Here is a 14,420-nt window from a genome sequence, read left to right on the forward strand (position 1 = left end):
TGTAAATCATAAAGGTTGTGCATTGAAAGCTGTGGTTTCTTGTTCGGTCTCCCTCTTCGGGCTGGTCGTTGAACAATGTCGATAACTGGAACACGAATACGAACTGCAGCTCCCACCTGAGCTAAAAAATTTTAAGCGCCACAGACCTTGCCAACACGGCAAAAAATCACAAAATTAATAGGTTCGCTAGTAGAGCAATCGAAAGCGAGCCAATCAAAGCAAAGAAAAAAATAGATACAAATTTGTTTTTAAATTAAAAATCTTTTGTACGTTTGTCGTGCAAACACAGTTAAAGGACAATTCCTTTACAAATATTTATTTAACAATAAGCGAAAGCCTCGCCACGGTGCTCTGTAGGAAACGATCAGAGAATCCAGTCCTTGACTGTGTTTGCACACCTAACGTGGGGCTTTCGTGTGTAAAATATTTTCGATATGCAAACAGAAAATTTAACACCAATTGCGTTTCAGTTCAGCGCAACACGTCAAGACTTAAATAGTATCTTGATTGAAAATGAACCTTGGTTTGTCGCAAAAGATATTTGCGATATTTTAGAACTTGGTAATGTTACTAAAGCATTGTATGCTTTAGACGAAGACGAAAAGCTAACCTTACCAATTGTAAGGGCAGGTCAAAATCGAAAAGTTAATTGCATAAGTGAAAGCGGTTTATTTGCTTTGATTATGCGAAGCAACAAACCTGAAGCCAAAGCTTTTCGCAAATGGGTAACTAGTGAGGTTCTGCCAGCACTACGAAAAAATGGTTTTTATGGTAATTCCAAGAAATCAATTGATTTTATTGATGCTCGTGACATTCCTTACACGCAGGTATTGTTCAATGAAACTCCCGTGAGAACCATCACGATCAAGGAAATTCCGTATTATTCCCTCAACGATTATCACGCCGCCATCAAGTCCAGAACCGAAAGCAGTCAAGCAGCCAAAAAACTCAACAAAGTACAGCCGTTAGCGGTTAAAATATGGTTGTTTGGCAACACGCATCCTGCTTGGTTCACTACTTTACAAGGACTTCAACTTATCGCCTCGGGTTCTCGTGTGTTCCATTCGTCTAACCAATTATCTTTAGTATTATGAGAGCCACAAAATATTTCAAAAACAGTACAGATATGACTGCTTATGCAGAATTCTTTTGCAACACTCATAAAGATCGTTGGCTTATAAGAACTACACTGCGCTGCGACCACGTTTTAAACGAAAATCGCAAAGCAATTATACTCGCCAATAAAGAAACTATGGTACAGCGGCTTATAGTTTGCAAAGTGTGTAACAAGCACGGCAATAGTTATGAGACCGATTTAACACTAAAAGCGATAAATAATGTTGAACCTAAAAATGAAACGTTATGATTTGGCTAGATGAAACTGGACACATAGTAATGCGCTCTAATAGTAACTATAAAAGCGCTGACGATATTGTAGATTATCAAAAAGCAATTATTCATTTGTTACAAACTCAAGACAAAGAATGTACTAATGAAAATACCACATACAACGCATTAGATTTGCTTGAAATGATGCTTTTTGAACCCTCACAATTAAATATTGAGAATAGTATGAACGAAAAAATAAAAGAACAATTTGTAAAACAATAATTAATTTGAAAGAAAACCGCTCAAATTGGGCGGTTTTTTTTTACTTTTGAAAACAACTTAAAAAATGAAATTATGAAAAGAATATTATTGCTCACGTTAGTGTTAATTACTTCGTTATTGCAGGCGCAAAAAGCAAGTTATCAAAAATTAGATTCCCTTCAATTTATTAAAAAATGTGATAAAATTATTTTAGATACTGGAAAAGACTTTAAAGTTGTAGGTCAGGATATTTCAGAGTGGAGAAAGTATATACAATATAATAATAGCAATAACGAGATACTTTATATTGTTTATAATATTAACAGTGAGGGTGCAAATGCTGATTTAGAAATCAAAGGAGTTAAGAAATGGAATATTGATAGCGTTGCGAGTAAATATTTAACCGTTTTTGACCTGTATCAAAAGGAGTTTGACTCCAAAGCTGATAAGGTCTCTATACAAAAAAACGGAATGCCTTGGGGTGCTGCCGATACTGGAGCACGATTACGTAAAACATCTCAAGAGGGACTATGGGAAATGAAAATATCTAATTAATACAGCAAAAGCCCAGCTAAAAACTGGGCTTTTTTTGTAATAAAAAGTTTTATATTTTTGTCTTATGACACGTAAGGAACGCCTAACCGAAAGAAATAACCAAGTGCGAAAATTATTCTATGAGCTTCACGCCAAGAATAAGAAGTGGCGCATTGATGCCGTTATTGATGAAGTGGCAAACAAAATGTTTCTTGCCAGCAGAACTGTTGAAGCGATCTTAAATTATGAGGGTATTTACGGAGACACTGCACCGCCCCAAAAAGTTCAATTACAATTATTTTAAACACTTTTTAAATTGTAATTAAAAAATGTTTGTATATTTGCAGTGTATTACGTAAGTAATATAAGGGATGTGTTACCTTGGTAACTCGTACCGCCTGTTCATCCCCGCAAGGGGATGTCCCATTTTAAAACGTTTTGTATATCGTTTTTTCTCTTCCTGTAAAGAAATACAGTGCCTTTATTTTCTTTGTTTTAAGCTTTTCGATTTCCTTATAAATATCTTTCGTCTCTTTTTCGAATTCAAACAAAATCATTTCAGCTCCTTGCTCTGTTGTTGCTTTTTTAGCATATTTCAGAATATTGTTATGACTGGCCGTTTTCTTTAAGTCTGCAAAAGCTCCATCTACGAGAGCATCTGAGCTACTCACTCCAGCCACTTCTTTAAGCAGTTTTATTTGATGTCCCGCTTTGGCATACACCATACTCATTGCCTCCTCCTTTAGGAATTTTACAGTTTCATTTTTATTAATTTTTGAAGCCAAAATACGTTCTTTGTCAATGGCTAAATATCCGCCATTTTCTTTATTAAAATATTTTTTTGCGTAGGTTTTACCAAGCGATTCGTATTCTTTTTTAGAAGTAATAGTTTTCATTTCGGCGTTATAACCCGCTTGCATTTCTTTAGCGAATTTTTCGGCTTCATTTCCTGCTATTGCGCTCATTGCGCTAGCATAAGGCATTTCGCCAAACACTTTTCCGCTCAAAGCAGCATTATTTTTGAAAATGCCTTTTACTAGAATATCGGGAACTGTCTTTGTTGGCTCTTCGTCTGTTTGTTCCAATTTGCAACGACATCCCCAATCTAACGGTACGTTGTGGGTTTTCCAAAATACGTGATTGATGGGTAGAATCAAGCCATCTAATGCTTGGTGTTTTTCACGTGTCCTGGCATCGTTTACGGCGTTGTATCTTAGGTTTGGATACAAGTCTGCATCAGCTTCAAAACTTTTCCATTGTTCCACGCTATTGGCAGTTGCTACAGTGTGGTGGTATTCTGTTTTTAGCCAACGTTGGTTGTATTCTACGCTTAATTCGGTAGCTTTCTTTTTGAAATCTGACCACGATACTACTTTGCCATCTTCGGTCAATGCGCTTTCGAGTTGTGCTCTAAAACTAGTCTCTTTGAAAGCCGAAAATTTCGCAATGTCATTTTTTAAAGATTGTGCTAAATCTGCATCGTAAAACTCGGAATCACTATTGTATCCCAAATCAAATGCTTTGCCTAAATGGGTATTGTAATACTCCCAAAGAGCTTGTTTGTTTTCTTCAGAAACATTCCTGTCATCAAACAATTGTCTAAAATAATTTTCAATAAGCCCGCTTAAAATGTCGTCCTGTTTGTCTAACTGTACAACGTTGTGTTCGTGGTCGTGGTCGCAACAATGAGAACGATACGCTAATTTAAGCAGGCTTAATGCTTTTTTGCGTTGTCGGGTTTTGTTGGTGGCGGTGTCTGACTGGATGGCATTGTCTCAATTTCAACACCATAAACCTCCTCGACATATTGCTGTTTTAAGATGTAACCGTTTGTCATTAACTGGCTATCGATTTTAATTTGCTTTTCTGGGTCTTTAGTTTTTTCAATTGTAATTTTGGCATTGTCAGGAATCGAATAACCTAGCTTACGCATCGCAGGAACTAAACGTTTATTTAGGAAAGAAAGCATTTTCTTTTTATCACTTTTAATTACCTCTTCCAAAGTGTTTTCGTGTACATTTCCTTGTGCTTTAGATGCTCCGTTTTCCGTGGTCATCGTTTGGTGCAAAATTAACTTCGAAAGCTCTTTATCTAGAGCTTGAATTTTCATATAGAAAACATTGAAAGAATCTGATTTGCTGTTTTCTTTAATATCAATTTCAGTACCTAACGGAAATACTCCATAAGGTGCGCTTCCCATTTCCTCCAACCAACCCGCAACCTCATTTTTTACGGTTTCACTTTGACTGGCTACTTTGGCGATACGAATCGGAACACCAAATAACTCTTCAAATTCATCCCACGAACCCCACGAATGACGTTTCAAAATGGTGTAAACGGCTGCCTTTTCTAATATCCCAATATTACTGTAAAACTTAGCATACAGTAAAATATCATCCACTTCGGAAACATCTAAACCTTTATTACCGTTGATGTCATACAATAATATTTTTTGTCCAGGAACAAGCAAGCCACGGTCAATCATTTCAACCTCTTTTATATTGCCTTTTTCAAAATCTTTAATCCATAAAAGCCCTTCGCCCTTGTAGGTGGTTTTGTGCGCTTCCTCTAAAGTATAATCAAACCACTCTTGGTCTTCAATTAAAGCGGTCAATTTATCGTCCTTAATACCATCAATCGAAAAAATGTAATCTTCGTTGATGGTTCTCAAGGTTCTATCCTCGGTTACGGCAGTCAAATGTCCATCGAGCATAATATCGTCATAGACTTCCTGCATCGGAAAGAAGCGAGGGATTTCCGACTGATAATAAGCATATCTTGCCGCTTGCCAATCGTTGATCTCTTTCCGCCATAATCTACGTTGACGGCGGATAACGTCCACCATTAAATTGGTTATTTTGGTAATGTCTCCAGCATCTACATTGGATAAGCTTACTTTTTTGCCAATGGCATTTCCCGAAAGATTGACTTTGCTCACTTGCCTTTTTGCGTTTGCTATGTTTCTATTTTTTAAACTCATTTTATCGTAGTGTTTTATCTAATTCTCTTTTTATTTTATCCGCAATTTGTCGGTTTAAATACTCTGATTTTCCAATAAATTGACGTTTCGGCATTCCGTCTAGTCCTTCATTGTGTCGTGCCGCATAAGGCTTGTAGGTTCTAAAAACTACCGTTTTACTTCCTTGGCTTACGCTGTATTTAAAGGAGTTTTTAAGTTTGTCGCCCCCTGTATTGAAACCTACTAATATGGCACGGTCTGCGTTTCGACTACCGTATCGGTTTAGGCTTCCTGCACGTCCTACACGGTTTGTTTTATATCGGGTAATGTCGTTGCCAAAGCTGTCGGTTGTTTTTCGAGCATCCCACTTTTTGGTAGAAGTATCAGTAAAGCCCTGGTCTCTGAAATTTTTATCAATAAACTTTTTGCCTTCCACTCCCATAACTCGCAAAGCTTTGTCGGGAATATCTTTGGAAGCTCGAATTAAAAGCCTTTGTAAATCATTGAAACTACCAGCCATTTTGGTAGGTTTTGCGACTTCCGAGCTTCATAAACGGCACTTCGCTGTCGGGCGTTCCGTCACCATCCGAATCAATCAATTTAGGTGGCAAATCGGGTTTTATTTTGCCAGTCGAAACCTTTTCGAGCCATAACATTGCTTCATCATATCGAAGCTTCGCAACCTCATTCAGTTGCTTGGTTCTACGGGTGTAAATTTCAAATAAGACAATCCCTTTAAGGTGTTTTAATACTGTAAGATTTCGTGCGTCTCCTGTAGCTCCAAAAACAGCCGCAGTATCAAAATACTGAAATAGATAGCCACCCATTACATCGATACTTTCCGCAATGATTTCCTCGACAATAGAATCATCATTATTGATTATTTTATTGATGATTTCGTCTAGCCCTACGGTTTTTAATTCTGATTTTTCTAAAAACATATCTATGGTGTTTGAGTTTGAAAGCCTATTTTTTGTTTTGTATATTTTCCGTTGATGGGGCGATATATGAGGGTTGAAAATGAAATCTTGTAACTCATCATTTCGTCGGCTTCGTCAACGGTTTCCTCGTTGGATAAATCCAATTGTTTGAAAGTATCGCCTCTTAATCCTTGTAATTTTTCTACAATAGAATCAATTACATCAATTTCCATTAATCCGTGTTCGGGGTCGGTAGTTCCGTTATGCTGATCCATCCATCCATCTTTACAATAAAAAGTAATATCGACTGTGGCTTTTCCTTCCTGCTTTTGTTCTACCATTGTTTGCCACGTTATCGCTTTGATTTCAATTAAAGCCGCTGTAAAATAACTAGGATAGTTTTCCTTTGGATTAGTAAATTGTTTGCGCTGTAAATCGACCAACTCCAAGACTGGTAATTCGGCTAAAGCTTCTTTTACTTTTATAAATAGTTCTTTTCTGGGCGTCATACTCTTCGGGTGGTTTTACGTTTCCCGATTACGGGTTTTTGGTTGCTTTCCTCTTTTTGGCTGTAGCCAAATAATAGCCGTCCTTTTCGAACACATTGTTCTAAAACGTCCAAAATGTCATCGGGTGTTTTGCACCCTTTTTCAAAAGCGACAATATGCTCAATGGCTTTGTCCATATCCATAGTATCTTTTAATCGCTCGTCAAATGTGATTAAACCACGCATAAACGTACTGGTCAAAGTGGCATCAATTCGGTCGTGTTTGTCTCCTGATGCGTGGTCAGGAAATGGAATGTCAACCGCATTGTTTTCTTCACAGGCAATTAGCCAATCGGTTTCATAAACAATTTCTTGTGCTGCTGTCGCATCGTAATAAGAGATAATTGACATTCCTTTGGCGTTATATTTTTTCTGCCATTCGTAGTGCATATTCATTGCCGTTGGTCGGTCAATTTGTTGGTTGAAGATTTCTAAAACGTGCGCTCTTCCTTTCTCGATAGAAACAACTCCACCCGCTTTATAATCGCCGCCGTCCTTATATGATAAATCCCAAAACTCAATCAATCCTTCAAAGATTTGATTGCCGTGTGTTTTCTTAAACCTGATCCATTCTGCTTTTATGCGTTTTCCCTCCTCAACAGGATTATTAAAATCCTCTCTTTGGCTGGTGTGATAATCGGTATCGGCAATGATGTCTTTACAATCCTGTACGCTGTAGCGTTCTGGCCAACTCGGTTTAAAGTTGGCATCGCAAAGGTTAACCGTACTAATTTTAAGGTTTGGCGACTTCTTATTTTTTTCGGCATAGCCGTCAACGATTCCGTTTTTTACGATGTAGTTGTTTGCCATCACTTGGCGAAAGCGTCCTTTTTGTCCTGCCTTACCTAAATCGCCCGTGAGCTTCTGAACGTTCTCTTTGGTAATATCAATGTTCTTGGCTTGTTTTCGGTCTTCTAAGTCGTCCATTGAGGCAAAGTCTGGACGGTTGGCATTGTTACGCAAACCTCTAAATGGTTGGTTCAATCCCAAGGCTTTGAACATTTTTTTGTCGTTGGTTTCAAACTGACCGTCTGCCCAAGAACCGTATTGCATTTGCATTCCAAAATCTTTGATGTACCGCTCATTACTTTCCAAATGCAGTTGCACATCCGAAAGTAAAAGTTTACCAGCATCTAGCGTACGCCCGATGATTAAACCAAAATTAACCTCATTGTTTTCTTTGAGGTGGCACAAGTTACCTACATTAGTATGTATCGACTTGGCAGCACCACGAAACCAACGGCGTTGCTGTTTGATTAAAGGATTTTTAAATAGTTCGATATAACTCGTTAAATGAAACTTGGCACAAGGTGCATCTGCTAAAGCTAAAAGAGAATTCACGCCATAGTAATATTCAAAAAACTCCAAATAATTTTCGGGTTTTAAAAGGCGTTTAATTCGGGCTTCCTGTTCAGCTGTGGTTTCCTTAAATAAGGATGCACTCGAAAGCAACTGGATTCTTTTGGATTCCAAGTTGTATTTTTCAAGGGCTTGTTTGAGTTCCGTTTTAGTCATTGCTCACGAGTTCGTTGATATATTTGTCAAAATGTATCCTAATGGTCTGCAATAGTTCTAAAATTTCATCACGCTTTTTGCCCGTGTTGTTACCCGCTTGCACGACCATAAATTGGCTAAAGCTGTCAAAACTTTCCATTGTGTGAACTGCCTTTTTTCGGTCATCATCCATACGGTCAAAAGCGGCTGAGATTTTAGCTAAATCATCGGCTTTGTGCGCTGGTTTTTTACCGTCACGAATATCAAGAACATACTGAAGGATCAATTTTTTAATTTCGCTAGGACGTATGGCAAAAAGTTCTTTTTCATTATCCCAACAATGAAGCTCACGCCAGTTCCCGAGTGTTTTGACACCAACACCCAGTATTTCAGAAATGTTGGTTAATGAAAATCCTTTTACAAACAAATCTTTTGCCTGTAATTTTTTGTAGTCGCTTTGAGCGGCAGTCATTCTGCCTTTGACTTTACTTGTAGTATCCATCGATGTTCAGGTTTCCGTTTTCCTCAAACTTTATGTTATTGATTTTCATTCCATCATACTCTAGGTTCTTTTTGGCATCAATCAAAAAAGGTGTGAAGTCGTCGTCGCTTAACATTCGATTAATACCCACGCCAAGTTCAGGGAATTCTTTGAATTCGCCTTTAGTTGCCATTAAGATGTGTTCTTGGTGTTGGTTGTCAGAATACCCCAAAACGAAGTCACCATTTTGCAACTTCAAATCGCCGTTGTTGTCTAAAATTATATCCGTCATAAGGGCAAAGTTCTACATATAAAGCGCATTGAAAAAAAGCAATACCAAAGCTTGTATTTATTTAATACAAAGCTTGTAGTTATTGAGTACAAGGCTTGGAAACTGGTTTTTTTTTACTTCAAAACCTCCCCAATTTTGCCTTCGAAACGTTACCAAAACCAAATTAAAAACAGCCAATGCAACACGACTTCATTATTAATACCGAAAACGTAAACGGCTATAATTACCGCATTTTGACGGATGGTATTGACTACACTCAATATGAGCGCAACCCTGTTGTCTTATACCTACACGATAGGGATAGTTACAGAAATAAAGGCACTGAGGTTATTGGTCGTTGTTTGAAGTTGTTTAAAAAAGACAGCCAATTAATAGCGACAATTGAATTTGACGAAAACGAACCTTTTGCCAAAACAATAGCCGATAAGGTAGCTGGTGGATTCATTAGAATGGCATCTATGTATGCGGAAGTAATAGCCGCATCCTCAGAACCCGAATTGGTATTACCTGGACAACTCTATGAAACGGTGACCAAATGTAAACTAGTGGAAATTTCGATAGTTCCCATAGGCGGAAATGATGACGCTTTGAAATTATCCAAAAATGACGGAAACGTGAAACTGAATAAATTGAACATAAAAAAAGAAGATATGTCTGAATTAAAAACAATTGCCCTAGCCTTAGGGAAATCGGCGGATGCGTCCGAAAGTGTGTTACTTGACACGATTACCCAAGTAAAATTGGAAGCCTCGGAAGCGGCGACTGCCAAAGCGAAGGTTTTAGAACTGGAAGCAGAAATCAAAGGAATTCGTTTGAGCGGTGCAACGGTACTGGTGGATCAAGCCATTAAATTAGGATTGATTCCAGAAGCTTTGAAAGCCTCACAATTGGGTGCTTTTGAAAATGACTTTGAAGGTCAAACTGCCATTTTATCTAAATTGATTACGGATAAAGAAGCGGCAAACGGTGGCACTCAAACCAAAGTGAAAGAAGTGGTTTTGGCGGGTAAATCGACAACTGGTATTACTACCGATGATGTTAAAGAATCGTTTGATTATTTGCAAAAACACGACACCGTGAAACTGGCAAAAATCCGAGAAGAAGATCCGACAAAATATGCGGAATTAGCCAAGGCATACGCTAACGGTGTACGATACACTAAGTAATAATAAAAATTAATCCCAAAAAATAGATTATGGCAGGTTTACAAAAAGAAGTATGGATTGCAGGTATTCAGGAAAACCCAATCCCAGATAACAGTTTTGTTTTTGCATCTACGGACAAATCCGAGTATGTAGAAAACAACAAATTACACCTAGCGGAAGCGGGTATTGAACCAGGAGTTCACGAGAACTACTTTGCAGGTTCTGAAACGGATTTGCCATTGGCAACCATCACAGACATTCCTAATGAAGTGGTGTTGAATACCTACTCTACGGATAGAACTCGTCATAGAGATTTGCAGGAAGTGGAATTGCAGTACAACAAACGTGCTTCAGTTACCAATCGTCACAAAACGGCTTTGGCTAAAAATATGGGTATTCGTGCCGCATTCGCTTGGTCTCCAGCTACGGACGATACAAACAACAAAATTGCGGTTGTTGGTGGTGGAAAGTTCTTAGATGCTATCATCGATATGCAAGCCTTTTACAATGGTTTGGACATCTATGATGGTTTGAACATTTGTTTGACTGCCGAGCATATGGCGATTATCAAAAAAGAGGACAAAGTCTTGTACAAAGAAATCTTGAACACGTCAGAAATGTACGGTTTCAAAGTGTACCGTTACAACAAAACGGCTCTTTACACGTCTGCTAACGCTAAAAAACCTTTTGGTACAGTAAAAGCAGCGGGTGACAAAAATTGTTCTTTCACTTGGTGTACTAACGAAGTGTTCAGATGTTTTGGTGATACTGAAATGTATGAAACGATTCGTTCTGCAGCTTCACAAGCTGACGAAATATCTTTTGCTCAAAGAGCTCTTGTGGGTAACATTCGTGCAACCAATCCTAAGTATTTAGGAGCAATCTTGAGCTAGTATGGCAAAAGCAAAAGAAGTAGCAACGGCATCCCAAGCGGATGCCATTGCTAAAACCGTATCGGACTATTTTGACCAAGTAGGCTCAAAAGATGAAGTCTATTCTACAGCAGACGGAAATGTGTTTGAAAACTTCGGTTTTGCACAAAATCACGCCACGACTTTGGAGGATAAGAACGTAACGCCACATACTAAAGCAACTGCGATAGAAGTGATTGACGAAGAAGAAGTAAAAGAGTAATGAGAGCAATAAAGTACATAGCCATTCATTGCACAGCCACTTCTCAAAATACGAGCATTAGCGCAATTCAAAGCTATTGGAAAAATCAGTTGGGCTGGAAAATGCCAGGCTATCACTTTATTGTCAAGCCTGATGGTGAGACGGTTAATTTATTACCAATAGAGCAGGTTTCTAACGGTGTAAAGGGCTTTAACAGCCAAACAATCAATATTTCTTATATAGGAGGAATTGATTTGAATAACGCACCTAAAGACACACGCACACCAGCACAAAAGGCTTCTATTTTGAAATTGCTAAAAGACTTCAAACAAAAATTTCCAACCGCAACAATTCAAGGGCATCGGGATTTTCCTAATGTGCATAAAGCTTGCCCAAGTTTTGACGCTAAAAAAGAGTACAAAGATGTATAAAACACTAGTTCTTTTAGTTTGTTTTTGTTGTTTTTTGACTTCCTGTCGTACTACACGGCAGGACGTTCAAAAAAGTACATCGACAACTGAAAGTATCGTTCAGGAGAAAGAAACATATCGGGATACGGTTCTTTACACTCCAAAGGCTGAAACCAGTCTTAAAATTCCCGTCGCTGAATTGGTAATTAAATCGGGTTTAAATACGGTTTCAAAGCCTAAAATATTTAGCCAAAAAAACGGCAACGCTACCGCTAAAATTATAATTCAACACGACACAATAACGGTATCGGCAACCTGCGATAGTCTCGCAATGGTAGCCAAAATAAAAAAAGAAATTTACAGATCAGTGAGTGAAACTGCTCGATCTGATGTCGAGAATAACAAGAGTAAAACTGGATATACGGTTTTTGATATTGTTCTCTGGTTTATTGTCGGTTTATTCATTGGAGCTGTAGTGGCTTTCATTTTAAAAACATTGAAAATAGTATAGTATGGGTTTACCAAATATTACATTCAACATTTCAAGCAATGGCTTGGGATTGCCACAGGCAGAAATTCAGAAGATACCAGGATTCGTATTATCGGGTGTAACCGTTGCGGGAGCTAATAAAGTAACCGTTGGCACATCTTATCAAATATTTTCTTTGGAAGAGGCTGTTAACCTTGGTATTACTGAAGGCGGAACTAATGACTTTGCCTATCAACAAATCGCCCAATTTTACGGCGAAGCCAAAAAAGGAGCTGAATTGTGGTTTATGCTTGTTCTTGCTGCGACAACAATGGAAGATCAAGCGGATTTAACTAAAGACTTTGCTCGAAAATTATTGAGTGATGCCAAAGGTAAGATTCGCATTTTAGGACTTTTGAAAAAATCAGGAGCTGGCGAAACAATAACCGAGGGCTTAGATGCCGATGTGCATTTGGCGGTAGTCAAAGCTCAAGCTTTGGCGCAAGATTTTGCAGACCGTTTCTATCCTGTTCGTGTCTTAATTTCGGGTAATAAGTTTAGCGGTGTGGTAGCTGATTTGAAAGATTATGCCACAACAAACTATAACAAAGTGTCTATTTTGTTAGCCAATACGGACGGTTCAAAAGATGCATCTATCGGCTTGGCTTTAGGACGTTTGGCGAGTACACCAACACAAAGAAAATTGAGCCGTGTAAAAGACGGTGCTGTAGAGCCTTTTGCAGCTTATTTTACAAATGGAGCTACCGTAGCTACTTTGGACACTGCTTGGGATGCCATCGATAATAAGAACTACACCTTTATGCGAAGCTTTGCCAATTTATCAGGCTTTTACTTCACTGGAGATAAAACCTTGACTTTGCCAACAGACGACTTTAATAGTTTGGCTAGAGGCTTGGTAATGGACGAAGGCGTTTTAATAGCATACACGACTTTGGTACAAGAGCTATCTGACGAAGTTCCAGTAACCGAAGCGGGTACGATTCATCCCGCCATTATCAAAGGTTGGCAAAATGCCATCGAAAGCCAAATTAAATCCAATATGGTAGAGGTTGGCAAACTTTCGGGTGTGAGAGCATTTATTGATGAAAATCAAAATGTTCTGCAAACAAATAACGTCAATGTGGCTTTGCAATTATTGCCTGTTGGCTATTCTGATTTCATAACGGTAAACATTGGTTTTACCACAACACTAGAATAGTATGAGCGATTATAGTAGTAAAAATTATTCTTGGAATGACATTTCGATTGCCATAGGTGGTCGCATCATCGAGGGAATTGAAGACGTAGAATACTCAGCTAAACAAGAAAAATCTGTTTTGCGTGGTCGTGGCGGGAAAGGTCATAAGATTACTAGAGGAAACAAGGACTTTGAGGGCAAAATTAATTTGTGGCAATCCGAAGTGGAAGCGATGATTAAGGACGCACCAAACAAAGATATTTTAGCCTTGAGCTTTGATATTATTTGGTCTTTTATTCCAGACGATGGCGGTGCAACCGTTACGGACGTGCTAACAACTTGTGAAATTACCGAGTACAAAAAAGCAATGAAACAAGGCGATAAGAATATGCTTGTAGAGCTACCTTTTATTTTCTTGGACGTTAAAAACCAACAATAGTCCTTCGTCTCCGCTCAGGGTGACATAAAAATGTGAAAAGCCATCCAGCTGATGGATGGCTTTTTTTTACAAAAACAAACAACAAACAAAATGAAAAATTACGACGAACAAATTAAAGTGTGGAAAGAACAATACGGTACTATTTACGCCTTACCGATTGAAGACAAAACTGCCTTTTTGCGTGAACCTAAAATGAAAGATTTTAAGCGTGCTTTTACGGTAATGCAAAACGATGGCGATTTAGCTTTTGGTGAGCAAATGATAAATCTATTGTTTATCGGAGGTGATGAGGAAATCAAAACCAATGATGAGTATTTCTTTCCTGCTCGAAAAGAAATTAAAGAATTCTTCAATTTTGAAGAGGCTGAATTCACAAAAGAAAAAAACAACACGATCATAACCATTGGCGAAGCTCGTTGCAAAGTTCGAATCATTACTCGTGATGATTTGAAGATAGCAGAAAAGGAAAATCCAAGCGGAAAACCTTTTGTTACCCAAGAAAAATTATTTGATCGGGTTTGCATCGAAAAAGATGAAGCTTTCAAAGATAGAGATAACGCTTCGTTGCGTTTCCCGCTTTATCAAGCTATTGAAAAATTACAAAATCAAAAAATTGCCATCATAAAAAAGCTTTAGACAGGGCTGTCATTGATAGGAATGATAAGTCCGCTTTTGATTGGGTTACTCAAACAAAAGAAAAGTTATACATTGATTTTAGGCTGTTAGATGCCTATTTAAAATATTATATGCACATCAAAAAACCGCACAAATTGAGCGATGTTGATTGGTGTGAAGAGGTGCAAAACCTCCATTTTATCCGAACTAAAGA

General features: G+C 38.1%; 21 protein-coding genes. 13 read left to right on the forward strand and 8 right to left on the reverse strand.

Going from position 1 to position 14,420, the window contains the following annotated elements; genetic code table 11:
• Nucleotides 1-434: 434 nt before the first annotated feature.
• The 5 genes from IR213_RS02685 to IR213_RS02705 all read left to right on the forward strand — a co-directional run bounded on the left by IR213_RS02685 (nt 435) and on the right by IR213_RS02705 (nt 2,428).
• Complete coding sequence (locus IR213_RS02685) at nt 435-1,094, forward strand: BRO-N domain-containing protein (RefSeq protein ID WP_194310772.1); 660 nt, start codon at nt 435-437, stop codon at nt 1,092-1,094.
• Complete coding sequence (locus IR213_RS02690) at nt 1,091-1,366, forward strand: hypothetical protein (protein WP_194310773.1); 276 nt, start codon at nt 1,091-1,093, stop codon at nt 1,364-1,366. Before IR213_RS02685 ends, IR213_RS02690 begins: the two co-directional genes overlap by 4 nt.
• Nucleotides 1,363-1,611: a hypothetical protein gene (locus IR213_RS02695; RefSeq protein ID WP_194310774.1), complete on the forward strand. Its 249-nt coding sequence runs from the start codon at nt 1,363-1,365 to the stop codon at nt 1,609-1,611. The genes IR213_RS02690 and IR213_RS02695 overlap by 4 nt, the downstream gene beginning before the upstream one ends.
• A gap of 72 nt (nt 1,612-1,683) precedes the next feature.
• Nucleotides 1,684-2,145, forward strand: a complete 462-nt coding sequence (locus tag IR213_RS02700) for a hypothetical protein (RefSeq protein WP_194310775.1) — start codon at nt 1,684-1,686, stop codon at nt 2,143-2,145.
• A 64-nt stretch (nt 2,146-2,209) separates the two neighbouring features.
• Nucleotides 2,210-2,428 (forward strand): hypothetical protein, encoded by a 219-nt coding sequence (locus IR213_RS02705; RefSeq protein ID WP_194310776.1) that lies wholly within the window; start codon nt 2,210-2,212, stop codon nt 2,426-2,428.
• A 124-nt stretch (nt 2,429-2,552) separates the two neighbouring features.
• On the opposite strand, the gene IR213_RS02710 is transcribed toward IR213_RS02705, so the two are convergent.
• From IR213_RS02710 to IR213_RS02745, 8 genes are all read right to left on the reverse strand, one after another.
• A complete protein-coding gene (locus tag IR213_RS02710) occupies nt 2,553-3,719 on the reverse strand; it encodes a phage head morphogenesis protein (RefSeq protein ID WP_194310777.1) in 1,167 nt (388 codons plus the stop codon).
• Nucleotides 3,720-3,838: 119 nt separating this feature from the next.
• Nucleotides 3,839-5,104, reverse strand: a complete 1,266-nt coding sequence (locus tag IR213_RS02715) for a phage portal protein family protein (protein ID WP_194310778.1) — start codon at nt 5,102-5,104, stop codon at nt 3,839-3,841.
• Between the two features lies 1 nt (nt 5,105).
• A complete protein-coding gene (locus tag IR213_RS02720) occupies nt 5,106-5,603 on the reverse strand; it encodes a phage morphogenesis protein (protein WP_194310779.1) in 498 nt (165 codons plus the stop codon).
• Nucleotides 5,593-6,024 carry a phage protein Gp36 family protein gene (locus IR213_RS02725; RefSeq protein WP_194310780.1) on the reverse strand — a complete coding sequence of 144 codons (432 nt, stop codon included), beginning with the start codon at nt 6,022-6,024 and terminating at the stop codon, nt 5,593-5,595. Before IR213_RS02725 ends, IR213_RS02720 begins: the two co-directional genes overlap by 11 nt.
• 2 nt (nt 6,025-6,026) lie before the next feature.
• Complete coding sequence (locus tag IR213_RS02730) at nt 6,027-6,512, reverse strand: hypothetical protein (RefSeq protein WP_194310781.1); 486 nt, start codon at nt 6,510-6,512, stop codon at nt 6,027-6,029.
• On the reverse strand, nt 6,509-8,065 hold the full coding sequence (locus IR213_RS02735) for a hypothetical protein (protein WP_194310782.1): 1,557 nt from the start codon (nt 8,063-8,065) through the stop codon (nt 6,509-6,511). Before IR213_RS02735 ends, IR213_RS02730 begins: the two co-directional genes overlap by 4 nt.
• Nucleotides 8,058-8,546: a terminase gpP N-terminus-related DNA-binding protein gene (locus tag IR213_RS02740; RefSeq protein WP_228479072.1), complete on the reverse strand. Its 489-nt coding sequence runs from the start codon at nt 8,544-8,546 to the stop codon at nt 8,058-8,060. The genes IR213_RS02735 and IR213_RS02740 overlap by 8 nt, the downstream gene beginning before the upstream one ends.
• On the reverse strand, nt 8,530-8,817 hold the full coding sequence (locus IR213_RS02745; protein ID WP_194310783.1) for an oxidase: 288 nt from the start codon (nt 8,815-8,817) through the stop codon (nt 8,530-8,532). The genes IR213_RS02740 and IR213_RS02745 overlap by 17 nt, the downstream gene beginning before the upstream one ends.
• Nucleotides 8,818-8,993: 176 nt before the next feature.
• Between IR213_RS02745 and IR213_RS02750 the strand changes: the two genes are divergently transcribed.
• From IR213_RS02750 to IR213_RS02785, 8 genes are all read left to right on the forward strand, one after another.
• On the forward strand, nt 8,994-9,983 hold the full coding sequence (locus IR213_RS02750) for an HK97 family phage prohead protease (protein WP_194310784.1): 990 nt from the start codon (nt 8,994-8,996) through the stop codon (nt 9,981-9,983).
• Between the two features lie 29 nt (nt 9,984-10,012).
• Nucleotides 10,013-10,855: a hypothetical protein gene (locus IR213_RS02755; protein ID WP_194310785.1), complete on the forward strand. Its 843-nt coding sequence runs from the start codon at nt 10,013-10,015 to the stop codon at nt 10,853-10,855.
• 1 nt (nt 10,856) lies between these two features.
• On the forward strand, nt 10,857-11,096 hold the full coding sequence (locus IR213_RS02760) for a hypothetical protein (protein ID WP_194310786.1): 240 nt from the start codon (nt 10,857-10,859) through the stop codon (nt 11,094-11,096).
• A complete protein-coding gene (locus IR213_RS02765; RefSeq protein WP_194310787.1) occupies nt 11,096-11,506 on the forward strand; it encodes an N-acetylmuramoyl-L-alanine amidase in 411 nt (136 codons plus the stop codon). The genes IR213_RS02760 and IR213_RS02765 overlap by 1 nt, the downstream gene beginning before the upstream one ends.
• A complete protein-coding gene (locus IR213_RS02770; protein ID WP_194310788.1) occupies nt 11,499-11,996 on the forward strand; it encodes a hypothetical protein in 498 nt (165 codons plus the stop codon). Before IR213_RS02765 ends, IR213_RS02770 begins: the two co-directional genes overlap by 8 nt.
• A gap of 1 nt (nt 11,997) precedes the next feature.
• Nucleotides 11,998-13,173 carry a DUF2586 family protein gene (locus tag IR213_RS02775; RefSeq protein ID WP_194310789.1) on the forward strand — a complete coding sequence of 392 codons (1,176 nt, stop codon included), beginning with the start codon at nt 11,998-12,000 and terminating at the stop codon, nt 13,171-13,173.
• Between the two features lies 1 nt (nt 13,174).
• A complete protein-coding gene (locus IR213_RS02780) occupies nt 13,175-13,591 on the forward strand; it encodes a hypothetical protein (protein ID WP_194310790.1) in 417 nt (138 codons plus the stop codon).
• A gap of 90 nt (nt 13,592-13,681) precedes the next feature.
• Nucleotides 13,682-14,227 (forward strand): hypothetical protein, encoded by a 546-nt coding sequence (locus IR213_RS02785; protein WP_194310791.1) that lies wholly within the window; start codon nt 13,682-13,684, stop codon nt 14,225-14,227.
• The last annotated feature ends 193 nt before the right edge of the window (nt 14,228-14,420 follow it).

The organism is Flavobacterium soyangense (assembly GCF_015277675.1).
Classification (GTDB): Bacteria; Bacteroidota; Bacteroidia; order Flavobacteriales; family Flavobacteriaceae; genus Flavobacterium; species Flavobacterium soyangense.